Raw genomic sequence first — 22,625 nt, 5'->3', positions numbered from 1 at the left:
TCGATCTTGGTCGACAGCCTTCTACCAGGGGCTTCGCTATTTACAGATCAAGTTCCAAGAGCTGCAACACGGCCGTGACCTGCCAGATCAGGTTGGAAAACCTTCAGTGCACATTCGATCGGCGCCAGCTACCTTGCTGTTGTGGCCGATCCCTCCGACGAATCCCGGCACAAGCAGGGCCGCTGTGATGACGCATGGACGGGATGGTTCATTCTCATCGGTGGCCCCGTTGTCTTGTGCGTATGCCTTCACGATCTCCTGACCGGCGACGACTTCGTGGACGTGTCCAGCGGGGCAATCGGTGGCATCGCCGCCGCCTACATCTGGTGGCATCACTTCAGGATCGTCAGGCGCCACCTCAAGGAGAACCGATCTCGCGACCGCTCGTAGGAGGGCGGCGGCGATCCCGGAGAGATGTCCGAGCAAACGACCGGCCGCAGGCATCTTTACTCACGGGTTGCAGCTTTACAGGCGCGCAGGAGGCTCCATGGTCAATTGGCGAGCAGGGCGCCCACGACGTAAAGCCCGGCGGACAGGGCGATATGGAGGGCGCGCCACGGCCAGCGGAGAGTTGGTGAGGTGACCAGTGCGGTGAGGGGATACGCGATCACGCCGCTGGACAGGATGAGAATGCCGCTGAGCAGGATGGAAGTGAAGAGGTAACCGGACTCCGACAGGGCCTCGGCGAGTCGCCATATCGCAACCAGGAGGAAGACGGCCAGGACGGCGACGGGCCAGGCCGGCCGTACTCGCAGCAGGTACAGCAGCGGCCAGGCGAGAACGACGGCGACCCACCGCCCGATCTGCCACGCGACGACGAGATAGCCGAGACATCCCGTGTACTCCCCGCACATCGAGGAGTCGCTGAACAGCGCCCGCATCAGGACCGTCCAGGCCAGGAGACCGAGTGGGAGGACGATGCCGACCGCACTCGCGAGGAGCACCCGTTTCAGGGGGTTCCCACTTGTCGGCGATCTCTTCGTGTTCGACTGGATCATGGGGCATGGTTGCATAGAGGACGCGGTACGACGAGAGTGTCTACTCGCTCGTCCCGAGGTTCGGATGCACGATCCGAATTTGGCGGTCCACGGTAGATCCTGCGGCTCCGCATTGCCCGTATGAGGTCGTCTTCTACGATCGATTCCCCCAAGGCGGCTCAAGCTCAAAGGCCCCTTCCTATGGTGGGGAAGGGGCCTCTGCTCGTCGTACAGCATCGAGATACGGCGACGTCCTCAGGGGCCGGCGTCGCGCCTGGGACATCTTCGCTCATGGGCTACAGGGACAGACAAGATCCTCAAACCGTCCTGCAGGCTCAGCGCGGTCTGCAGGAAACGGGTGGAAAGGACCGAGGAGGCCGGGAACGACCCTTACTGACCGCGCGGGTCATTCTCAATCCAGCCTGCCGCGCCCACACAAGCTTCGTTGCCCTCAGGGTCGGCCAGCACCCAGTGCGACGGTGCGTAAGCGTCGGAGACCAGGCGGCCGCCGGCGGCGATCGCCGCCGCTATACGCGCCTGGGCCTGGTCGTACGGCACCCAGACGTCGATGTGGACCCGGTTGCGCTGCGGGCGCGGAGCGTCCATCTGCTGGAAGTAGAACGGTGCTCCGCGGCGGTGGGGATCGATCAGGTCTTCGGGGCTGTTCGCGCGGTCCTCGTAGCCGAGCAGGGCACGCCAGAACGGCACCACGTCGGGAAGGACCAGGGCATCGATGGTGACCTGGACGGTCTGTACGGACGAGGGGTCAGCGGGGATGTTCAGCGTCCGGGCCACCGCCGAGATCTGCCGGGCCAGCTCGGCATCCCGCTCGCTCAGCCCGTAGAAATCTCCAATTGTGATCAGCCGTACGGTCACGCCCTCATCGCGCAGGTCGACGTCGGGATGACCGCTGCCTACACGGGGCAACTCGCTGATCGCCTGCACGAACTGGGCGCCGGCCGCGAACGACCCGGTACGGAAGTAGGCGCATGCCCCCTCGCCCAGCACACGCCAGTCCTCCAGGCCGCCGATCTCGTGAAACTGCTGTGGCCTGATCCGCTCGGTCTTGTAATCAGTGTCGGTCATTCGGTGAGCTTACGCCCGCTCCGGATCTACACGCTCGCAGACCCCGGAACCACGAGGTGGAAGGGCGACAATCGCACGGCTGACCCCCGACGGCCTGGTCGCCTGACCCATCCCTCTGCATCGAAACAGGAGCACGCGGTGAGCAGCACCATCGACAAGATCGCATGGATCCACCTGGACAACGGCAAGATTCTCAGCACCCGCTCGCGAGGCAAGGACGCCTACTACATCCCCGGCGGCAAACGCGAACCCGGCGAAACCGACCTTGACACCCTCGCCCGCGAGATCGACGAGGAGCTCTCCGTCACCGTCATCCCCGCCACCGCCATTCACGTGGGCACCTACCAGGCCCAAGCACACGGCCACGCCGAGGGCATCACCGTGCGGATGACCTGCTACACCGCCGACCATCACGGGGTACCGACGCCCAGCGGCGAGATCGAGGAAATCACCTGGCTGAGCTACGCCGACCGGGACCGCGTATCCCCGGTCGACCAGATCATCTTTGATCACCTGCGCCGGACCGGACACCTTCACTGACTCGACAGTGCGGGAAAACCGGCCGCCACCTGTCGGGCTGCGCGCCGAACACATACCCGCCGCAGGCCGTCACGTTCCGGCGGGTTCGCGGACGGAGTCAGGCGTGGGGCGGTGGATGCGGGGGACGGGCTGGCCGCGGCGGGCGGCCTCGGCCTTCAGACGCTTCCTGAGCATCCTGCCCTGGCCCAGGAACGAGCGGTTCCGCTCGCGGCGGCTCCCGGAGAGGCTCCAGTCGTTCAGGGCCCGCTCGACCCGCACACTCAGCCGGTCGCCCTCTCCGGCCGCGGACCCGACGAGCACCACGTTCTCCTGCCACTCCAAAGCCGGGCCGTGCCGGTGGAAGGTCAGGCACACCGGCCCCTCGGCCGCCTGGACGCCCGCGGGCAGCCGCAGGTCGTAGCCGGCCTCGGTGCGTACGGCGGAGCGGGTGCGCACGGCCAGCGGCATGCCGTCGGCGACCAGGGTGACGACGGGCTCGCCCAGGCGTGCCGCGCGGTCGGCGAAGGGCCGCCAGTCCGCCGGTGGGGCCGACCGGCTCGGCAGCCGGGGGCCCGCGGGGGCGGGATCGGAGGCGGGGACCGCGACGTCCCCCGGGCCCGTCCAGACCTCGGGCGTCCTGGACAGGTCGCCCTCGGGCCACCAGACGATCCTCTCAGGGGTGACCTCCACCCAGATGCGGGCGAAATACCACCCCAGCCGCTTCACCAGGAACCACGGCATCCCGGCGAACCCGGCGCCGGTCTTGGCGAGCGACTCGCGGACGTACCGGTCGGTGTTGGCCTGCAGATCCGCGTCGCGTACGGTCGCCCGGCCCTGGACGAGGACGACGGGTGCCCGATCCGGTTCCGTGCTCTCGGAGTAGAGCAGCGCGACGCGCGGATCGCGGCGGGCGCGCTCGGCCTTGTCGGGGTAGGTGAGCCCTGTGCTCACGTCGAGCGTGCCGCCCGAGCCGACGTACGGCGTGACGGGCCACGTGACGGGCCGGCCGTCTCGGGTGAGCGAGGCGTACTCGCAGACCAGGGCGCGGTCGAGGATCTCGGCCGCCTCGCGCGGCCACGTGGCCGATGCGGATGCGGTCATCACGACTCCAGGAGAGCGTTTGCGGGGGCGGCGGCGCCGTACAGGCGGGTGAAGCGCCGCCGGTAGGCCGGCCACCAGAACAGGCGGAACATGAGCCGGGCCACGACGGGCAGGTCGGCGTACGACGCCGCGAGCAGGTCGGCGTCCGCGCTCGAGGCGAGCCAGCCGAAGATGACGGGGATCCGGCGGCGGCCGAAGTCGTCCATCGCCTTGCGCTTGTCGGCCTCGACGTCGTCGAGGGTGAGATGGCGGAGCATGAGCGGCACGGCGACCCGCTCCTCGTGGTCGAGGTGCTCGTTGACGACCTCGTGCAGCCGCCGAAGGGTGGGCGCGCGCTCGGCCAGGGGCGACCCGCGGTCGGAGGCGGCCGTGATGAGCGGGTCGAGCACGGAATGCTCGGACTCCAGCTCGGCCAGCACGTCCGCCGCCTCCGGGGCGCGGGCGGCGAGCGTCGGCCACAGGGTGGCGTCCTCGTGCGAGTGGTGGGCGTGCAGCATGTCCAGCACGAGGGCGAGCTGCTCCTCCAGCAGCTCCTCGTGCGCGTGGTCACGCGGGCTTGCGCACGCCTCGGCCAGGCGGCCGAACTCGGCGCGGAAGCCGGCGTGCATCATCAGGAAGCCGGTCAGGTGCTCTGGTGTGATCATCAGTCTGTTTCCTCACGTCTCGGAAACAGCGTGCGCGACCCGCCTCTACGTGCACTTGTCGAGGGCTTGTCGGGCCCTTGCCAGCCAGTAGCCCGCGCCCGCCTGCTCCAGCAGGCGCACCGCCTCCCGCAGGTGGGCCCGTGCCCCCTCGCGGTCCCCGAGCGCCAGCAGCGCCTCCCCCAGGTGGCCGTCGTACGCCCCGTCGACGGTGGTGCACGTGCCGTTCACGTGCAGCAGCCCGGCGAAGGGAAGGAACGCGTCGTAGACCTCCCGCACGACGTCCAGCTCGCCGAGCCGGATCGCCGCGTGCAGCCGGCACATGGTGGCCATGGCCCAGTTGTAGTCGCGCGGCGGGAGCGGGGTCTCGTGCAGGAGCCGCCGGGCGCGCTCGTGCTCGCCCAGGTCCGCCAGCGCGGACGCCAGGATGTAGGCGGCCCCTGCCAGGCCGGTACGCCGGAACAGCTCCTCGATCCATGCCGCCAACTCGCCGAAGCGCCCGTCCTGGATGAGCGTCTCGGCCTGTACGGCGAGCATGCTCACCTCGAAGTATGCGAGATCGGCGAACGACAGCGTCGCTTTGACGGTCTCGAAGTGGCGGGCCGCTTCCGGCACTCCCTGAAACAGGTCGAGCCCCACGTGCGCCACCGCCGCCTGCCGCGCCAGCGCGGGATTGTGCAGGTCGCGCAGCAACGTGTCGATCTCCGTCAGCAGCGCGCGGGCCTGCGGCACCCTGCCGTGCTCCACGAGATGAGCGACGAGGTGGAGCTGTGCGATGACCGTGAGCTGGGGCGACAGGCCGGGCTCGGCCAGCAGGCGCCGCGCGGCCTCGGCGCGCTGCTCGATGAAGTCCTGTCCCTGCATGGCGAGCAGCCGCAGGTGGAGCACTCGCCGCAGCAGGGCGGGGTCGTCCAGGCGCTCGGCCGCGGCCACGGCCTGCGACGAGACCGGGGCGACCTCGTCCTCGCGACCGGTCTGGGCGAGCACGACGGCCCGTACGGCCTGTGCCGTCGCCCAGGCCGACGTGGACGGCGGCAGCTCTCGCACGGCCCGGTCCATCGAGTCCCGCAGGGCGGACACGTCAAGGCCGGGCCGGAAGGGCACCCAGACGCCGTGTCCCATCGCGATGTCGGCGGCCCTGGCGGCCTTGCCCGGGTCGGCGCCGGCCATGGCGAGCGCCTGCTCGATCGCCTCGTAGCCCTCGTCGAACCGTCCGGCGGCGTAGCGGCTCTCCGCCAGCCCGACGGCGAGCTCGAACCGCTCGGCCGCGCCGGCCCCGGCCGGCTCGGCCGCCGCCAACGCCTCCTGCCACGAGGTGGCCGCGTCGTCGGGCGCGTGCCGCCGCAGCGCCGCCCGCGCCGCTCGGGCGGAGTAGTCCATCGCCATGCGGGCGGGCTCCGCGCCCAGGTCCGCCGCCGCCAGCCAGTGCCGTGCGATCACCGCCGCACGGTCGTCCCGGTCCCCGTGGACGCGGGTGAGGACGCCGGCGACCTGCTCGTGCACACGCGCCCGCCACAGCCGCGACCGGCGTGACAGCAACGCGTCGGTCACCAGGGCGTGCGCGAACTGGTACGCGCCCAACCGGTGGGACGACTCCCGGATCAGCCCCGCATCGAGGGCCGCGTCGAGCGGCGGCAGCAGGTCGCCGACCGTGCGGCCGGCGACCTGGGCCAGGACGCCCGCCTCGAACTCGTCGCCCATCACGGCGGCGAGCTCCAGCGCGCGGGCCGCCTCCTCTCCCAGGGCCGCCACCCGGTGCAGCACGACGTCCAGCACGCCCTGCGGCAGCTCCTCGCCCGCCCGGGCCAGCTCCGCGAGGAAGAACGGGTTCCCGGCCGTGCGCCCGCGCAGCTCCTCGGCCCTTCGGCTGCCAGGGTCGCGGCCGGACAACTCCCGGACGAGCGCGCGGACCTCCTCCGTGGCGAGCCCGTCGAGCCCGAGCCTGCGCGCGCCGAGCCGCGACAGCGCCGACAGCGTGGCGGTGAGCGCCGACGCCTCGTGCCGCCGGAAGGTCGCCACCAGAAGCAGGCCCGGCCGGGCGGTGGACGCCACGTGGACCAGCAGCCGCAGCGTCGCGTCGTCGGCCGCGTGGATGTCCTCCAGCACGACGACCACCGGGCCGACGCCGGCCAGGAACGCGCCGACCGCCTCGAAGAACCGCAGCCGCGCCCCCTGCGCGTCCGAGGCCGGGACCACCTCCAGGCCGCCCGACAGGAACGTGCCCACCTCGTCGGGCAGGGCGGCCTCCGGGGCCGCGGCGGCGAGGTCGCGCAGCACCCGTTCCCAGGGCCACAGTGCGGGCGCGGTCTCGTGGTCGGGACTGGACCCCCAACCGACCGGCACGTCGGCGGTCGCGCGGAACCGCCTCAGCAGGCTCGTCTTGCCGACTCCCGGCTCGCCGTCCACCAGCACGACCTGCCCGGCGGCGGACGACGCCTTCGCCGCCTCGTTCAGGAACTCCAGCGCGCTCTCACGGCCGACGAAGACCGGCTGGTCCGCCGCGGACTCGGGAGCCCTGCGCGCCGTCGCCCGTACCGGGGTCCGCTGCGTGGGGGGCTGCTGCGGCGGGAGCAGCGTGTCGGCCTGGCGCAGCACCGCGCCCTCGAGCTCCCGCAGCCGCGGCCCGGGGTCGATGCCCAGTTCCCCGGCGAGCACCTTCCGCACCCTGCGCAGGCATTCGAGGGCCGCCGCCTGCCGCCCCGCCCGGTAGTGGGCCAGCACCAGCAGTTCCCAGGCACGCTCCCGCAGGGGGTGCTCGCGGACGAACGGGTCCAGCCGCGCGACCACGTCCGTGTGGCGGCCCAGCTCCAGCAGGGCCGCGGCCAGCCCCTCCACCGCGTCCAGCCGCACCTGTACCAGACGGCCGATCTCCGGCTGCGCCCACTCCTCGGAACGCACGTCCGCGTACGGGTCGCCCCGCCACAGGTCGAGCGCCTCGGCGAGGGCGGCCGCCGCCTCCTCGTGCCGTCCCTCGGCCAGATGTCCGGACCCGGCCGACACGAGCGTCTCGAAGTCCCTCGTGTCGAGGTCGAGCCCGCCGGTCATCAGGCCGTACCCGTCGGCGGCGCTGACCAGGACGGCCGGGGTGGCGCCCGGCCGCCGGTCGGGCTCCAGCCGGCGGCGCAGGTTGGAGACGTAGACCTGCAGGCTCCCCTGGGCGCTGGCCGGCGGGTTGCCGGACCACAGCCGGTCGGCCAGGAGGTCCGCGGGGAGCACGCGGCCGGCGTGCATCGCGAGGAGGGCCAGGAGGGCTCGCTGCTTCGGCGGTCCGGCCGGTACTGCCCGCCCGGCCACGACGAGTTCCATAGGCCCGAGGACGTTCAGCCGCACGGGCCAATGGTAGGGAGGCGCTTTCGACCGGTCCAGTTGTCACATTTAGAGGAGCCGTGCGCCACGGCGGGGATCGTGCGAGCCGTCCGGCGCCGGTGGTCACCCCGGCTGTCCGCGCACCACGCCGACCGGTCGGTGATCGACGACTTCCGCCGGCCGATGAACTACAGTCGTCCGCCGTGGCCGAATCCTCCCCCTACCTGACCGCGACGGCGGACGCCTACGACGCCGTCGCCCAGATCTACGCCGACTTCGTCCGGGACTCACTCGACCGCCTGCCACTGGACCGCGCGATGGTCGCCGCGTTCGCCGAACTCGTACGGGCCGCCGGACCCCGGCCCGTCGCCGAGGCCGGCTGCGGTCCCGGGTACATGACGGCACACCTGCGTGACCTCGGACTGGACGCCTTCGGCGTCGACCTGTCTCCGGCACTGATCGACATCGCCCGCAAGGACTATCCCGACCTGCGTTTCGAGGTCGGTTCGATGGGCGCCTTCGACGTGGCCGACGGCGAGCTGGGCGGCCTGCTCTCCTGGTACTCCCTCATCCACATCCCACCGTCGGAGCTGCCGCCGTACTTCGCCGAGTTCCGCCGGGTGCTGGCGCCGGGCGGTCACCTCCTGCTCGGCTTCTTCGAAGCCGAGGGCGGTCCGGTGACGCAGTTCGACCACAAGGTCACGCCGGCCTACCGGTGGCCGATCGACGAGTTGGCCGGCCTGGCCCGCGAGGAGGAGTTCGTCGAGGTGGGGCGGATGCTGCGCGAGCCCTTGGAGGGTGAGCGATTCCGCCGCGGCCACCTGCTGATGCGCTCCGGCCCCACCACAGACACGAGCGGCATGGCATGAACGTGCACCTGCCGGCCCATCCCATGGGCGGGCAGTGGCTTCACCGCGCTGCCCATGCCATACACGATCTGTGAGAGCCGCTTGTACGGTCGGCCTGATCGAAGCATTTCCAGGGTTCCCAGTTTTAGGCGGGGCAGCGTGCGCGACAGGTTCCGAATCGAGGCGGCTCGGCTGGGGGTTCACCGCTACTGGGTGGCTCGCGGCGAGCTGCGTGATCAGACGTTCCCGGTGCCGGAGGGACCATCGGCTGTGACACTGGATCGGGTTCGGTGCTCCGGGGTCGACTTCTCCGGCCTCCACTTCGACGAGTTCAGCAGTTTCGCCTCTGAGTTCGATGGGTGCGACTTCTCCGAAACCACGTTCGGCACCTTCTCCGGGGGCGCCAGCGGAGTTGGCGGAACGCTCTTCAGCGGGCAGACATGGCCGCAGTCCGTTTATCGGAACTGTGTGTTCCGCCGTACTCGGTTCCCGCAGCCTGTGTTCTTGGGGAACGTACGGTTTGAAAAGTGTGTGTTCGACCGGTCTCGTTTGAGAGGCATGACCTGGACTCAGGAAGCGGAGTTCGTCGGCTGTACCTTCCTCGGGAGGGTCCGTGAGGTGAACTTCTGGGGGTTGCCCGTCTTGCACCAGTGGCCGCCTTTTGAGAAGGTGCCGCTCGGCCGGGGTCGCAACGAGTTCACCGGCAACGACTTCAGCCGGGCCGAGGTCGAGTGGGTCGCTTTCAAGCACATCGACCTGGATGCGCAGAAGTGGCCCGGGCTGCCGGATCACGCGCTGCTCGATCGGATCTCAGAGCGGGTGCCGGCTGTCCTGAAGCTGGTCGGCAGCTGGCCGGACACGCCGCACCGGAAGCAGGCATGGTCCAACCTGGAATTCCTCGCCGCGGGTACGCGAGAGCACGGAGTCGACGACAAAGCCTTGGTACATCGCCTGGTCATCGGTAACCGGCTGCCGCCCGAACTACGCGACGAGGTATTCAAAGCACTCGGAGACGATCACAGGCTCATCCAGCAGTAGACGTCCATGCCCGACCGTACGGCCTCACACGTCAGGTCGCGCAGCTCGAAAAGACGCTTGCGCTCGAACTCGTCGAGCAGCTCATCGTCCGCATAGCCGTCCAGGCGCTCGTCGCCGACCGCCGCGAGCGCCGCGACCACATCGGGGGATACTCGGATGATCAGCCAGTCGTCGTCGCCTGGACCCGCTACAGTCTCTTCGGCCCCGAACTCGCCGGGATCGCCGCTGGTGAGCTCGGCCGCCAGGCCGTCGAGCCCGTCCAGCCAGCCCTTGCAGTCCACATACGGCAGGCCGGCTCCAGCCGGCCCGTGCGCCATCTCCGGCCGGCGGACCGACTTCTCATCCGCCGCGAAGTAGTCCACCAGCACGCCCATGGGAAGCCTTCCGCATCTTCAGTGGACAACGCCAGCCGTAGGCATAGTCCCAGCCGTGAATGGGATCGCCGAGGGGGACCGTCATCGGTCAGCCAGATCAGCGTAATGACGGCCGCCGTGAACGAACAGGGGATCAACGAGAACCCCGCACCCTGTCGATGGCTGCGATCATCCGATGCCTTCCACGTTCAGCACAGGAGCCCGCCGTCCTCCGGGACCTCCTGATAAGAAGCGGACACGGTGATGCTGTATCCCTGAACGGCGTCGACGCTGTTCGCCCCTACGGACAAGAAGGCGGTGGCGTCACCCACCTTCTTCGTGTAACAGGCGTCCTCGGAAGGCTCATCGGCGACAACCGGCCGCCATCCGTCGGCTTTGGCCGCCGCCTCATAGAAGGACGCGTAGTTCTCCCGGTGTCCGCGAAACTCGTAGAACGTTCCCGCGTAGGGGAACGGGTCGTCCTGGAAGCATCCGGAGTAACGGTCACGTGCGACGGCACCGTCCGGGCGGGCGGCGAGAATCCTCTGAGCCGCCAGCACCGGGATCAGGTCGTCCTCCGCAGGTGTGCATTCCGAACCGGAGGCCGTCCGCAGCGCCGTGTACCCGAGCCCGCTCACCGCAAGGGCCGCCATGGCCACGCCGAAGATGATCGTCACGGAGCGGGCGCCGACTCTCATGGTCGCAGCGTACTGAAGCCGATCAAGGTCTCACGGGACCTCTGCGAGCGGCGGGCGATGAGGGGAGAGGGGAGTGTCCGCTTCTCTCCACTCTCAACGTATAGCGGACAGGGGGGCTTGCGGCAAGACCCCGGTCATGCCGCAGAATCACTGGCCGAGGCCGGAACCTGCGGAAACGGGGGCGCGACGTGCACGGGGTGCGTCGACGTACGGGTCCCGCGCCGACGGGGCGACGGCGGCCGCGACGCTGCTCCTCGACGCGGTCGGACGGCGGCGACCGCCCGTCTCCGCGTGACCACACCGGCCAGAACTCGAGAACCGCACCGGCATCGGAACGTGCTCGCGCTCGTCACCCGAGGCCGGGACGCCGTGCCGCGCGTACAAGCGGCCCAAGATCGGAGCTGATGACGTGAACCCGCTGACCACCAGCGCGTTCGACCTTCCCGAGCGCCTGTCCCGTAAGGCGGGTCCGGCGCTGATCGCCCGCGACGAGCAGCAGTTCGCGGCCATCGCGGAGAGCCTGGAGCAGTCGATCGCCGACCTGTCCGAGCGGCTCGACGCCGAGCGCAGGGCGTCGGGCCGCGGGGGCCGGCAGGCGCTGGACCGGGACCTGGAGATCCACCGGCTGACCGCTCGTCTGCGCGTCCTGCGCCGCTTCGGTCTGGACCTGTGCCTCGGCCACATGGTCGGCGCGGACGACCCCGAGCCCGTGTACATCGGACGACTCGGCCTCACCGACCGCGCGGGTCGCCGGCTGCTGCTCGACTGGCGTTCCCCGGCGGCCGAGCCGTTCTTCGGGGCCACCCACGCCAACCCGATGGGCCTGGCGAGCCGCCGCAGGTATCGCTGGACCCGCGGCCGGATCAGCGACTACTGGGACGAGGTGTTCACCTCGGACGGGTTCGACGGGCACGCCGCGCTCGACGACCAGTCCGCCTTCATCGCCAGCCTGGGCGCGGGCCGGTCGGCCCGGATGCGGGACGTGCTCGGGACCATCCAGGCCGACCAGGACGCCGTCATCCGCGCGGGATCCCGCGGCGCCCTCGTCGTCGACGGCGGTCCGGGCACGGGGAAGACCGTCGTCGCCCTGCACCGCGCCGCCTACCTCCTCTACTCCGACCCTCGCCTCGGTCACCGCCGGGGCGGCGTGCTGTTCGTCGGCCCGCACCAGCCCTACCTGGCGTACGTCGCCGATGTCCTGCCCAGCCTCGGAGAGGAAGGCGTGCAGACCTGCACCCTGCGGGACCTCGTCGCCGAGGGATCGGCGGCGGCGGTCGAGACGGACGCCGAGGTGGCCCGCCTGAAGTCGTCCGCGGACATGGTCAAGGCGATCGAGCCGGCCGTCAGGTTCTACGAGAACCCGCCCACGAAGGGGATGACGGTCACGACCCACTGGTCCGACATCTGGCTGAGCCCGGACGACTGGGCCGAGGCGTTCGAAGCGCCGGAGCCGGGCACCCCGCACAACGAGGCACGCGACTGGATCTGGGAGGAGCTCCTCACGATCCTGGTGGACAAGCACGACGGCGACGCCCCGGCTCATCTCGTCCGCAGGTCTCTGCTTCAGAACAGGGAACTGCTCACGGCGTTCAACCGCGCGTGGCCCGTGATCGAGGCGAACGACCTCGTCGGAGACCTGTGGACGGTGCCGGCCTACCTGCGCCTGTGCGCCCCCTGGCTCGGCCTCGACGACGTACGGAGGCTGCAACGCGGGGACGCCCACGCCTGGACGGTGTCGGACCTGCCGCTGCTGGACGCGGCGCGGCAGCGGCTCGGCGACCCGGAGGCGTCACGGCGCAGGCGCCGGCATGACGCCGCCGTCGCCGCCCAGCGCGAGGGCATGGAGCGGGTCGTCGACGACCTGATCGAGGCCGACGACTCCGAGATGCTCGTGATGTCGATGCTGCGCGGACAGGACCTGCAGGACACCCTGGTCGACGAGGCCGGGCTGCCCGCCGCCGAACCGGACCGGCTCGCGGGCCCGTTCGCGCACATCGTCGTGGACGAGGCCCAGGAGCTGACCGACGCCGAGTGGCAGATGCTGCTGCTCCGCTGCCCGTCCCGGAGCTTCACCATCGTGGGGGATCGCGCCCAGGCTCGGCACGGGTTCACCGAGTCGTGGCGGGAACGGCTCGAACGGATCGGGCTCGACCGGATCACCCTGGCCTCCCTCAGCATCAACTACAGGACGCCGGAGGAGGTCATGGCGGAGGCCGAGCCGGTCATCCGGGCCGTGATCCCGGACGCCAACGTGCCGACCTCCATCCGCGGCAGCGGCCTCCCCGTCGTCCACGGATCCGTCTCCGACCTGGGCCCGATCCTCGACGCCTGGCTCGCCGAGCACGCCGAGGGCGTCGCCTGCGTCATCGGCGATCCCACCTTCGAGGAGACGTCCCGCGTACGGTCGCTGACCCCGGAGCTGGCGAAGGGGCTCGAGTTCGACCTGGTCGTGCTCGTCGACCCGGAGGCGTTCGGCACGGGGGTCGAAGGAGCGGTCGACCGCTATGTCGCGATGACCCGGGCCACCCAGCGGCTCGTCATCCTCACCGGCTCCTGACATCAGGTGCCGGCATCGTGATCGGATAATCGACCATGGAATTCTTCTGTTATCACCGGGACCGGCCCGGTTCCATGACCCTGCGCGACGAACTGCTGGAAGAGCACTGGTCCTACATGGACCGGTACGCGGCCGAGATGATCGCCCGCGGCCCGACCATCGCGGGCGACGGCGGCGACGACGACCCGGCCACCGGCAGCGTGCACATCGTCGACCTGCCCGATCCCTCCGCCGCCCGCGCGTTCGCCTTCGACGAGCCCAACTACCAGGCCGGCGTGTACCGGGACGTGCTGCTGCGCCGGTGGCGCAACGCCCTGGGGCGGACGATGTGGGACTTCTCCGGCGGCCGCACCGGCGGCAACCGCTACCTGGTGCTCGGCCTCGGTGCGGGGCAGGCCGCCGACCTCGCCGTACCGGCCGGTGTGGAGGAGGACCTGATCGCGTACGGGCCGCTGCTGTCGGACGACGGCGCCGCCTGGCTGGGTACGGCGGCGCTGCTCCGGGCGCGGGACGCGGACGCGGCGCGCGCCATCCTGACTCAGGACAGGTACGCCGACATCGAGGTGCACAACTGGGCGTTCGGTGGCAGGCCCTCGTGAACACCGGCGCGGGAGTAACGCGGTGTAGTAAGTTGGCGTCGAACTGGTGTACGAGGCCTGTCGCATCGCCGCGATGAGAAGGAGCGACCCGCATGACCGAGCCCGAGACCCACACCCTCGAGACGTCCGGCTGCGTCATCTGCTACGACGTACGGAAGGCCGAGGGGAGCGGCTCGCCGATCCTGCTGATGATCGGGTCGCCGATGGACGCCGGCGGCTTCACCGCCCTGGCCGGGCACTTCCCGGACCGTACGGTGGTGACCTATGACCCGCGCGGGATCGGGCGGAGCACGCGGGCCGAGGGCGCCGGCGAGTCGACCCCCGAGCAGCACGCGGACGACCTCCACCGGCTCATCGACGTGCTCGGCGGCGGGCCGGTGGACGTGTTCGCCAGCAGCGGGGGCGCCGTCAACGCGCTCGCGCTGGTGGCCCGGCATCCCGAGCAGGTGCGCACGCTTGTGGCGCACGAACCGCCGGCCGCGCAGGTGCTTCCCGACCGGGAGCAGGCGCTGGCCGCGGTGGTGGACATCCGCCGGACGTACGAGCAGAGCGGGTTCGGGCCGGCGATGGTGAAGTTCATCGCGGTGACCGGCCTGCGCGGCGAGATTCCGGACGGCTTCGCGGACCGCCCGGTCGCGAGCCCGGCCGAGTTCGGGCTGCCGGCGGACGACGACGGCTCCCGCGACGATCCGCTGTTCAAGCAGAACCTCATGACCAGCACCCACTACGAGCACGACTTCGACGCGCTGCGCGCGGCCTCCACCCGCATCGTCGTCGGTGTCGGAGCCGAGTCGGAGGGGGAGATGGCTCACCGCGCGGGCCTGGCCGTCGCCGAACGGCTCGGCACGAAGCCCGTGGTCTTCCCCAGCCACCACGGCGGTTTTCTCGGCGATGAGTTCGGCATGAAGGGCGACCCGGTCGCCTTCGCCGTCACGCTCCGCCAGGTCCTGACCGAGGAGCAGTAGCGGCATCGCGTGTCAGTCGCCAGCGAAAACGGCCGCGCCGCAGGCGTCCACGGCGCCTCATGGTGGAGGTGGTGGGCGTGGTCACGCGACCCTTCGGTCGTCGATGGCGTCACGGTCCCACTCGATGCCGAGGCCGGGCGCGGCAGGCGGCAGCGCGTGCCCGTCGGCGACCGCGATCTCCCCGCGGGTGATCGCCCTGAGCTGGGGGATGTGCTCCAGGTAGCGGCTGTTGGGCACCGCGCAGCACAGGCTCACGTGCAACTCCATCAGGAAGTGCGGGCAGACCGGCACGTTGTACGTCTCGGCGAGGTGCGCCACCTTGAGCCACGGCGTGATGCCGCCGATGCGCGCCACGTCCACCTGCACGACGCCCGCCGCCCGCCGGTGGAGGTACTCGCGGAACTGCGCCGGCGAGTAGAGCGACTCGCCGACCGCGATGGGAATGGTTGACGCCGCCGCCAGCGCCTCGTGCCCGGCGACGTCGTCGCCCGGCAGCGGCTCCTCGAACCAGTACGGGTCGTACGGCTCGAGGAGCCGGGCCCGCCGGACGGCCTCGGCCGGGGTGAGCGACTGGTTGGCGTCGAGCATGAGGTCGAAGTCCGGCCCGACGGCGGCCCGGACGGCTGCCAGGCGCTCCGCGTCCTCCACCGGCGAGCGGCCGATCTTGAGCTTCACCCCGGGCCAGCCCGCGGCCCGGCTCGCCGTGGCGCCCGCGATCAGCTCCTCTGTGCTCAGGTGCAGCCAGCCGCCCTCGGTGTCGTACAGGGGGATGCGGTCCTTCGCCCCGCCCGCGAGGACCCACAGCGGCTGTCCCGCGTCGCGGCACCGCAGGTCCCACAGGGCCGTGTCGACCGCGGCGAGCGCGAGGGAGGTGATCGCGCCGACCGTGGTCGCCCGGGTCGCGGCGAACAGGTCGCGCCACACGGCCTCCACCCGCCGGGCGTCCGCGCCGAGAAGCCGCGGTACGAGGTAGTCGCGCAGCAGCGCGAGGACCGCCGTGCCGCCGGTGCCGATGGTGTACGAGTAGCCGGTGCCGGCGCCGCCGTCGTCGGTCCGGATCTCGACGAAGACGGTCTCCTGCTTGACGAACGACTGGACGGCGTCGGTGCGGACGGTCTCGACCTCGAGATCGACGAGGTAGGCCTCGGCGTGGGTGATCGCGGGCAAGGGGAGGGCCTCCTGGCTGGGCGGACGATCGTAGATCCTATAGGATTCGTCTCAGGGGTATACACGTCAGGGCTCAAGCCCGGGGAGGATTGGGCTCGATGGCACGGCCAGAACCGATCCGGCTCAGGCGGTCCACGCTCGGCGACGACGTGTACGAGACGTTGCGGGCGCTGATCCTCGAACACAGCATGCGGCCTGGCGACCGCGTCAACATCGACGCGCTGGCCCGTGAGCTCGACGTTTCCCCCACGCCGGTCCGCGAAGCCCTGGCCCGGTTGGAGTCCGACGGGCTGGTCCGCAAGCGGCCTCTCGCCGGCTACACGGTGAGCCCTCTCCTCACGCGCGCCGAGTTCACCCAGATGTTCGAGATGCGACTCTTGCTGGAGTGCGCGGCCGCCCGGTGGGCCGCGGAGCGCGCCACGCCCGAGCAGCGGGAGGCGATCGCCGTGGAGGCGACGTCACCGACCTCGGAGGCGGACGACCCCGACGGCTGGCACGCGGCCTTCACCACGCACGACGCCCGGTTCCACGACCTGATCGCCGAGGCGTCGGGCAACCCGCTGCTCCACGACGGGGTCGAACGCCTGCACGTCCACCTCCACCTGCATCGCAGGTACTTCCCGTACGCCCACGCGGTCACCACGGTGGAGGAGCACCAGCGGGTCGCCGCCGCCATCGGGGCCGGCCGTCCAGAAGAGGCGGAGGAGGCCATGCGCGCCCATCTCAGCCGGGCGCGCGAGCGGCGGTTGCCGGCGTTCGACTGAACCAGGCCGCGGTTTGCAGGCTGGTCAGGGGCGGCCGTCGTACGACTCCTGGGCCGTCGCGACCTGGTCGAGCCTCGCCTCCACCCAGCGGGTCAGCTCCCAGATCCGTTCGGCGGCCTCGCGGCCGAGCGGCGTCAGCGAGTAGTCCACCCGCGGTGGGATCACGGGCTTGGCGTCGCGGTGGACGAACCCGTCGCGCTCCAACGTCTGCAGGGTCTGCGCGAGCATCTTCTCGCTCACGTCGCCGACCCGCCGGCGCAGCTCGCTGAACCGGTACGACCGCTCCAGCAGGGCGATGAGGACGAGGACCCCCCATCGGCTGGTGACGTGTTCGAGCACGGCCCGGGAGAAGCGGCAGAACCGGTCCACGTCCGGGACCTCGGTCGTCCTTACCTCCATCCCAGTACCTTACTTCAAAGTGGGTACTTACTTCCCGCCAGTAGGGCACCTAGGGTCGAGCCGCACGGATCCACCCACTGAGGAGAGAAGCACGTCGATGGGCATCGTCATCACCGCCGCGACGGGACGGCTCGGCCGCCTGGTCATCGGGGACCTGCTCGCGTCCGGGGTGCCGGCGGCCGGGATCACGGCCGTCGTGCGCGACAAGGACAAGGCCGCCGACCTGGCGGACCGGGGCGTACGGCTGCACGTGGCCGACTACGACCGGCCGGAGTCGTTCGCCGGCGCCTTCGGGCCGGACGACCGCGTGCTGCTCATCCCCGGAGGGGACCTGGGCAGGCGCGGAGCGCAGCACGCGGGCGTCATCGAGGCCGCCGGGGCGGCGGGCGTGGGCCAGGTGGCCTACCCCGGCGTGTTCGGCGGCCCGAAGGCCGACTTCCTGCTCGCGGCCGACCACCGGGAGACCGAGCAGCTGATCCTCGACTCCGGCCTGCCGTACACCTTCCTGCGCAACAACTGGTACTCCGAGGTCTACGCCGGGGACGTCGGCGACCTTCCCGGCGTCGTGGAGCGCGGGGCCGTCGTCACCAACGCGGCACCGGGAAGCCGCATCGCCACCGCCGCCCGTGCCGACTACGCCGCCGCCGCGGCCGTCGTCCTCCGCGAGGACGGCCACCTGAACACGGCGTACGAGCTGAGCGGCGACACCGCGTGGACGTTCGAGGAGTTCGCCGAGGAGGTGTCGCGGCAGACCGGCAGGACGGTCGTCCACGCCTCCGTCACCCCGGAGGAGCGCCGCGCGATCCTCGTCGGCGTGGGCCTGCCCGAGCCCGTCGCCGAGGTCTACGTCGACGTCGACCTCGCGATCGGGCGCGGCCTGCTGGCCGGCACGCCGGGCGACCTGTCGCGTCTCATCGGCCGTCCCACCACGCCGATCGCCCGGAGCATCGCCGGCGCGCTCGCGTCCTGAACGCCGTCCCCGGCAGGGGTCACATCCGGCCGACGAGGGCGACGATCAGGGCGGCCACGCCGTCCTTGACGACGGAGAGGACGGCGTCCTTGGCGCCGCCGGCGACGGCGCCGGCGAGCGCCCGCAGCCGGTTCGGCTGGGACTCCACGGCGGCGACGACCGCGCCGGGGTCGGCGACGCTCCCGTCCGCGTGGACCACGCCGTCGCGGGTCAGCTGGGCGACGAACGCGCGCAGCTCCGCGACGGCGGCGTCCACCTCGGCCCGCGACACCTCCGCGCCGTGGGTGACGACGAAGCTGTTGTTGCTGCCGCTCTGCGTGTACTGGTCGCGCCCGACCTTGCTCCCGAACACCTGATCCGGCATCGGCCACCCCTCCTGACGACGTTCACTTGTTGACGGTCATCGAGTTGCCGGCACCGCCGACCTGGTACTTGTCCCGGCCGACCTTCTCGCCGATCACGAGGTCACCGTGGACCTGAACCACGCGGTCGTGCGCCGGCGGGTCCTCGATGGCCCGGACGATCTCGCCCTTGATCCGGTGGATCTCGTTCCTGTCCGTCCCCGACAGCGCCGCGTACTGCGTGCCCGCCGTCTCGATCATCAGCGCGTACCGCGATCGCCTGACCAGCAGGCGGTGGAGCAGCACGAGGAGCAGGTACGCGATCCGGACCCCGGCGAGGACGGCGGCCCCGGCGGCGACCGTCCGGGCCAGGTCGTCGACGTCGACGCCGGTGGCGTCCAGGCCGAGACGGGGGACGAGTTCCGCGGCCGCGACGACGACCGCGGCCAGCAGGAGGGTCACGGCGATCTGCCGGAGCGGGTAGAGCGTCGCGAGCCGGCCGCCCCAGACCAGGCGGAGGCTCTGCACCCGCGAGATGTTCGCCAGCGGGTAGACCTCGTGCCCGATCTGGACGGTCCGCCTGCTGATGCGGATCTCTCCGACCCGTTCCCTGCCCATCTCGTCCCCACCTCCGGCCGTCGCGTGGACGGCGGCCCGTGCGCCATCGACGCCTCGATCGTGGAACGGGAAGGGCCCGGACGTGGAGAGTACCCCCCTACTCACATCATGGCGGCGGCCAGCGACCAGAGGCGGTCGGCGTTGCCCGGGTCGAGGGCGAAGGGGGCGACGCCGCCGCCGAACAGGGGCGGCGCCTCCCGCCTCACCTCGGCCTCGGCGCAGTCCTCGAAGTAGCGGCCGCCCACCCCGGCCAGCAGCGGCGAGGCGGCGGCGAGCACCGAGGTGGCGGCGCCCTGGGCCGGGGTCTTGCGGCGCTCGGGAGGGGTGCGCAGGCCGCCGGTGTGCCGCTGGAGGCCGGTGGCGATGGCCCCGGGGTGCACCGCGTTGGCCAGCACGCCGTCGTCCGCCCACCGACGGGTGACCGCCACCGCCAGGAGCACGCAGGCCGTCTTCGACTCCGCGTACGCCGGGAGGGGGGCGTACGGCCGGAACCGGTAGTCGAGGTCGTCGAACACCGGAGGCCCGAACAGGTGGGCGTTCGAGCTGAGCGAGACGACCCGGGCGCCGCCCGCCGCGGCGAGGGCGCGGTGGAGACCGACGGTCAGCGCGAAGTGCCCGAGAGCGTTCACGGCGAACTGCATCTCCCGCCCCTCCGGCGTCCGGGTGAGCTCCGGCAGCGCCATGATCCCGGCGTTGTTGACGAGGATGTGCAGCGGCCCGTCCCAGTCCTCGGCGAACCGCCGGACCGAGCCGAGGTCGGCCAGATCGAGGGCGGCGGCGCGCACGTCCCGGTTGCCGGTGGACTCCGCGATACCGGCCGCGGTCCCCGCGCCCGCCTCCCGGTCGCGTACGGCGAGCACGACGGCGGCCCCGGCGGCGGCGAGGGCGCGGGCCGTCTCGGTCCCCACCCCGGAAGAGGCTCCGGTGACCACGGCCCGGGCCCCGGTGAGGTCCACGCCGGCGAGGACCTCGTCGGCGGTCGAGCTGAATCCGAAGGGTGTCGTCAGGGTCTGTGTCATGGCGTCCACCCTGGACACATCCGTGACGTGGAGTAAGTCCCCGCCGACACTGGTAGTCGCGGGGACAGGATCCGCCGGCGGCCCCGGCCTACCCTGAAGCCATGGCGACCAGCAGCACCCTCGGCGACTACCTGCGCGTGCGCCGCGAGCGCCTGCGTCCGGAGGACGTCGGCCTGCCGCCGGGAGGCCGGCGACGGGTCCCGGGCCTGCGGCGCGAGGAGGTCGCGTTCCTCGCCGGGATCAGCGTGGAGTACTACCTGCGCCTGGAGCAGGGCCGCGACCAGAACCCGTCCGACCAGGTCCTGGAGAGCATCGCCCGCGCCCTGCGGCTCGACGGCGACGCCGTCGCCTACCTTCGTGAGCTGGCCCGTCCCGCCCGGCCCGCCGCGCGCAGGCCGTCCCGGCCCGAGCGGGTCAGCGCGAGCGTGCAGAGCCTGATCGCCAACTGGACGACGACGCCGGCCCTCGTCCACGGCCGGTACATGACGACGCTGGCCGCGAACCCGCTGGCCGTCGCGCTCAGCCCGTTCTTCGCGCCCGGCGTGAACACGCTGCGCGCCGCGTTCCTCGAACCGGAGATGCGCGTCTTCTACCGCGACTGGGACGAGATGACGGCCAAGGCGGTCGCGTACCTGAGGTCGGTCACGGGGCCGCTCGCGGGCGACCCGCGCTTCCTCGAGTTGATCGGCGAGCTCAGCCTGGGCAGCGACCGCTTCCGTACGCTGTGGGCCCGGCACGACGTCCGGCAGAAGACGAGCGGGCTGACCCGCCTGCTCCACCCCCAGGTCGGCCCGCTCGACCTGCGCTACGAGAAGCTCGCGCTCCCCGGCGCCCCGGGGCAGATGCTGGTGACGTACCACGCCGAGCCGGGCTCGGCCTCGTACGAGCGGCTGCATCTGCTCGGGCACCTGGCCGTCCCGTCCGCTCCGGCCCGGCCGTCCTCGCCGGCCGCCACCCGCCCCTGACGGCCCGGGCCGCCGCGTCAGGGGCAGGCCGACGGACTGCGCTGCGGCGGAGACGCCTGGTCAGGGGCAGGCCGACGGGCTGCGCGCCGGCCGGCACGTCGTCCCCCGGTGAGGGCGAGGTCGCCCGCCGCCGCCAGGACGGCCACCCCGAACAGCGCGGCCGTGATCAGCAGCAGAGCATCGCCGCCCAGCCCGGCCGCCGCCCCCGCCGTCGCCGACCCGACCGAGGCGAGCGCCACCTTCAGCCCCGCGCTCGTGACGAAGACCTGCGCCCGCGCGCCGGGCGGCGCGTACGCCTGGCGGGCGGCGAGGGTGGCCGTGAAGGAGACCGCGTTGGCCGCGCCGATCGCGGCGAACCCGGCGAGCGCCAGGGGATAGGCCGGCGCGAGCGCGCACAGGGCGGTGGTGGCCGCCGTCACCGCGAACAGCCGCAGCGCCAGCGTCTCGGGCTCCCCCCTGAGCGGGAAGACGGTTACGACCAGCGATCCGGCGAGGCTGCCCAGCCCGGTCGCCACCGTCAGCGTCGCGGCGGCGCCCGGCCGGTGCGTCAGGTGGGGCGCGAGCACGGCGGCGATGACGGGGAGTGCGCCGATCTGCGGCGCGCTGAGCAGGGTCAGCAGCGTCACCCGGCGCAGCGGCCCGATCCGGGCCATCACGGCCATCCCGGCCAGCACGCCGGGGGTCTCCTCCCCGGCCGGCCGTTCCCGGCCGTCGCGCGGCAGTGTCCACGTCAGCAGGGCGGCCGCCGCGGCCGCGCAGCTCAGGCCGAGCAGGGCGGGCAGCGGGCCGAGCAGCCCGGCGAACGCGGCCACCACGCCCGGCCCGGCCGTACCGGCGATGCCGTACGTCAGGGAGTCCCAGCCCTGGGCCCGGCGCTGCTCGCGCACGCTGGGGCCCACGATGCCGCCGAGCCTGCTGCTCAGGCCACCCGTCAGCAGGGGGCCGCACGCGCCGGCGACGGCCACCAGGGCCACGGCGGCGACGAGCGGAGCCCGGCCGAGGGCCAGCGACCCGGCGGCCAGCCCGGCGCCGTAGAGGAGGTACGCCACGGTCAGGATGCGGCGGCTGTCGCGGGACCGGTCGAGCCGATGGGCCGCCCACGGCCCGATGAGGTGCGGCGCGCTCAGCGCCGCCGCCAGCAGGCCGCCGGTCGCCGCGGCGTCGCGCAGGCGCAGCCCGGGGTCGAGCGCGAGCAGGACCAGCCCCACGGCCGCGCCGCCGTCCGCCGTACGGACGAGCACCGCCGCCGCCAGGTAGCGGACGATCCCCGGAACGCCCCGCCGCTCCGCTCGGTCCCGGCGCGGCTCCGGCGGTTCGCGTCGCCCGTCCGCGCGGTCCCGGCCCGGTTCCGGTACGTCGTGCCGTATGGCCCTGTCCCGGTCGCGTTCCGGTGCGTCGTGCCGTATGGCCCGGTCCCGGTCGCGTTCCGGTGCGTCGTGCCGCGTGGGCCGGTCCTGGCCGGATTCCGGCGGTTCGCGCCGCTCCTTCGCCCGGCCCGCCGGGAAGCCCGGCACGCTTCGCGGTCCCTCTGCCGTCACCGTCGCCCCCGATCCGCCCGCAGCGCGCGAGCGATTCAACCCTTTCAGACGATCTAGTCACCGGTCTAGGGGGTTACTGCCCTCCGCTCCACGGTCCATGACCGTCGGCGCGACCAGCCGGCGCAGCCGCCGACGTGCTGCACAAGACCGTGTACG

Annotated in this window: 23 protein-coding genes; 10 read left to right on the top strand and 13 right to left on the bottom strand. The window is 72.0% G+C overall.

Annotated features, from left to right (window positions below):
- Positions 1–141 precede the first annotated feature (141 nt).
- Positions 142–390: a hypothetical protein gene (locus tag MPTA5024_RS25415; RefSeq protein ID WP_055725784.1), complete on the top strand. Its 249-nt coding sequence runs from the start codon at positions 142–144 to the stop codon at positions 388–390.
- A 101-nt stretch (positions 391–491) separates the two neighbouring features.
- Here MPTA5024_RS25415 and MPTA5024_RS25410 read toward each other — a convergent pair whose 3' ends face one another.
- Together MPTA5024_RS25410 and MPTA5024_RS25405 are read right to left on the bottom strand one after the other, a co-directional pair.
- Positions 492–944 (bottom strand): hypothetical protein, encoded by a 453-nt coding sequence (locus MPTA5024_RS25410; protein ID WP_036328670.1) that lies wholly within the window; start codon positions 942–944, stop codon positions 492–494.
- A 423-nt stretch (positions 945–1,367) separates the two neighbouring features.
- Positions 1,368–2,063, bottom strand: coding sequence for a VOC family protein (locus MPTA5024_RS25405; protein ID WP_036328667.1), 696 nt, complete (start codon positions 2,061–2,063; stop codon positions 1,368–1,370).
- A gap of 138 nt (positions 2,064–2,201) precedes the next feature.
- On the opposite strand from MPTA5024_RS25405, the gene MPTA5024_RS25400 reads away from it, so the two are divergent.
- Positions 2,202–2,603, top strand: a complete 402-nt coding sequence (locus tag MPTA5024_RS25400; RefSeq protein ID WP_036328664.1) for an NUDIX hydrolase — start codon at positions 2,202–2,204, stop codon at positions 2,601–2,603.
- Between the two features lie 69 nt (positions 2,604–2,672).
- Here the strand turns inward: MPTA5024_RS25400 and MPTA5024_RS25395 are convergent, their stop codons facing one another.
- Genes MPTA5024_RS25395 through MPTA5024_RS44345 form a run of 3 tightly spaced genes read right to left on the bottom strand, consistent with a single transcriptional unit; the run spans position 2,673 to position 7,654 of the window.
- Complete coding sequence (locus MPTA5024_RS25395; protein WP_051458619.1) at positions 2,673–3,683, bottom strand: pyridoxamine 5'-phosphate oxidase family protein; 1,011 nt, start codon at positions 3,681–3,683, stop codon at positions 2,673–2,675.
- The gene (locus MPTA5024_RS25390) at positions 3,683–4,327 is read right to left on the bottom strand and encodes a hemerythrin domain-containing protein (protein WP_036328662.1); all 645 of its coding nucleotides are present in this window, start codon (positions 4,325–4,327) and stop codon (positions 3,683–3,685) included. Before MPTA5024_RS25390 ends, MPTA5024_RS25395 begins: the two co-directional genes overlap by 1 nt.
- A 45-nt stretch (positions 4,328–4,372) precedes the next feature.
- Positions 4,373–7,654, bottom strand: coding sequence for a BTAD domain-containing putative transcriptional regulator (locus tag MPTA5024_RS44345; protein ID WP_036328660.1), 3,282 nt, complete (start codon positions 7,652–7,654; stop codon positions 4,373–4,375).
- A gap of 179 nt (positions 7,655–7,833) precedes the next feature.
- On the opposite strand from MPTA5024_RS44345, the gene MPTA5024_RS25380 reads away from it, so the two are divergent.
- Complete coding sequence (locus tag MPTA5024_RS25380; protein WP_036328658.1) at positions 7,834–8,499, top strand: class I SAM-dependent DNA methyltransferase; 666 nt, start codon at positions 7,834–7,836, stop codon at positions 8,497–8,499.
- A gap of 138 nt (positions 8,500–8,637) precedes the next feature.
- Entirely contained in the window at positions 8,638–9,516 is an 879-nt protein-coding gene (locus MPTA5024_RS25375) for a hypothetical protein (RefSeq protein ID WP_157099705.1), read from the top strand.
- Here the strand turns inward: MPTA5024_RS25375 and MPTA5024_RS25370 are convergent.
- Positions 9,495–9,890 (bottom strand): hypothetical protein, encoded by a 396-nt coding sequence (locus MPTA5024_RS25370; RefSeq protein WP_036328654.1) that lies wholly within the window; start codon positions 9,888–9,890, stop codon positions 9,495–9,497. The two genes, MPTA5024_RS25375 and MPTA5024_RS25370, sit on opposite strands and share 22 nt — an antisense overlap.
- Before the next feature lie 188 nt (positions 9,891–10,078).
- The gene (locus MPTA5024_RS25365) at positions 10,079–10,567 is read right to left on the bottom strand and encodes a hypothetical protein (protein ID WP_157099704.1); all 489 of its coding nucleotides are present in this window, start codon (positions 10,565–10,567) and stop codon (positions 10,079–10,081) included.
- Positions 10,568–10,976: 409 nt separating this feature from the next.
- On the opposite strand from MPTA5024_RS25365, the gene helR reads away from it, so the two are divergent.
- The 3 genes from helR (at position 10,977) to MPTA5024_RS25350 (ending at position 14,688) form a co-directional block, all read left to right on the top strand.
- Positions 10,977–13,124 (top strand): RNA polymerase recycling motor ATPase HelR, encoded by a 2,148-nt coding sequence (gene helR, locus MPTA5024_RS25360; RefSeq protein WP_036328649.1) that lies wholly within the window; start codon positions 10,977–10,979, stop codon positions 13,122–13,124.
- A gap of 35 nt (positions 13,125–13,159) precedes the next feature.
- A complete protein-coding gene (locus tag MPTA5024_RS25355; protein ID WP_036328647.1) occupies positions 13,160–13,723 on the top strand; it encodes a YciI family protein in 564 nt (187 codons plus the stop codon).
- Between the two features lie 92 nt (positions 13,724–13,815).
- Complete coding sequence (locus tag MPTA5024_RS25350) at positions 13,816–14,688, top strand: alpha/beta fold hydrolase (RefSeq protein WP_036328644.1); 873 nt, start codon at positions 13,816–13,818, stop codon at positions 14,686–14,688.
- Positions 14,689–14,769: 81 nt separating this feature from the next.
- On the opposite strand, the gene MPTA5024_RS25345 is transcribed toward MPTA5024_RS25350, so the two are convergent.
- The gene (locus tag MPTA5024_RS25345) at positions 14,770–15,855 is read right to left on the bottom strand and encodes a mandelate racemase/muconate lactonizing enzyme family protein (RefSeq protein ID WP_036328643.1); all 1,086 of its coding nucleotides are present in this window, start codon (positions 15,853–15,855) and stop codon (positions 14,770–14,772) included.
- Positions 15,856–15,953: 98 nt separating this feature from the next.
- Here MPTA5024_RS25345 and MPTA5024_RS25340 point away from each other — a divergent pair, with 98 nt between their 5' ends.
- Positions 15,954–16,619: a GntR family transcriptional regulator gene (locus MPTA5024_RS25340; protein ID WP_036328639.1), complete on the top strand. Its 666-nt coding sequence runs from the start codon at positions 15,954–15,956 to the stop codon at positions 16,617–16,619.
- Positions 16,620–16,643: 24 nt separating this feature from the next.
- Here MPTA5024_RS25340 and MPTA5024_RS25335 read toward each other — a convergent pair whose 3' ends face one another.
- Positions 16,644–17,018, bottom strand: a complete 375-nt coding sequence (locus MPTA5024_RS25335; protein ID WP_036328637.1) for a winged helix-turn-helix transcriptional regulator — start codon at positions 17,016–17,018, stop codon at positions 16,644–16,646.
- 97 nt (positions 17,019–17,115) lie between these two features.
- On the opposite strand from MPTA5024_RS25335, the gene MPTA5024_RS25330 reads away from it, so the two are divergent.
- Positions 17,116–17,988, top strand: coding sequence for an NAD(P)H-binding protein (locus tag MPTA5024_RS25330; RefSeq protein WP_036328635.1), 873 nt, complete (start codon positions 17,116–17,118; stop codon positions 17,986–17,988).
- A gap of 19 nt (positions 17,989–18,007) precedes the next feature.
- Here MPTA5024_RS25330 and MPTA5024_RS25325 read toward each other — a convergent pair whose 3' ends face one another.
- The 3 genes from MPTA5024_RS25325 to MPTA5024_RS25315 form a co-directional block, all read right to left on the bottom strand.
- Complete coding sequence (locus tag MPTA5024_RS25325) at positions 18,008–18,352, bottom strand: hypothetical protein (protein WP_036328633.1); 345 nt, start codon at positions 18,350–18,352, stop codon at positions 18,008–18,010.
- Between the two features lie 22 nt (positions 18,353–18,374).
- Positions 18,375–18,947, bottom strand: coding sequence for a DUF6232 family protein (locus MPTA5024_RS25320; protein ID WP_036328630.1), 573 nt, complete (start codon positions 18,945–18,947; stop codon positions 18,375–18,377).
- Positions 18,948–19,048: 101 nt separating this feature from the next.
- Positions 19,049–19,966, bottom strand: coding sequence for an SDR family NAD(P)-dependent oxidoreductase (locus tag MPTA5024_RS25315; RefSeq protein WP_036329460.1), 918 nt, complete (start codon positions 19,964–19,966; stop codon positions 19,049–19,051).
- Positions 19,967–20,067: 101 nt separating this feature from the next.
- Between MPTA5024_RS25315 and MPTA5024_RS25310 the strand changes: the two genes are divergently transcribed.
- Positions 20,068–20,931, top strand: coding sequence for a helix-turn-helix transcriptional regulator (locus MPTA5024_RS25310; protein ID WP_036328628.1), 864 nt, complete (start codon positions 20,068–20,070; stop codon positions 20,929–20,931).
- 17 nt (positions 20,932–20,948) lie between these two features.
- On the opposite strand, the gene MPTA5024_RS25305 is transcribed toward MPTA5024_RS25310, so the two are convergent.
- Positions 20,949–22,172, bottom strand: coding sequence for a hypothetical protein (locus MPTA5024_RS25305; protein WP_198167361.1), 1,224 nt, complete (start codon positions 22,170–22,172; stop codon positions 20,949–20,951).
- Positions 22,173–22,625: the final 453 nt, after the last annotated feature.

Origin of the sequence: Microbispora sp. ATCC PTA-5024, from assembly GCF_000511135.2 — a bacterium.
GTDB lineage: Bacteria > Actinomycetota > Actinomycetes > Streptosporangiales > Streptosporangiaceae > Microbispora > Microbispora corallina.
The sequence above is the reverse complement of the archived record's forward strand: the minus strand, read 5'-3'. Positions and strand labels throughout refer to the sequence as shown.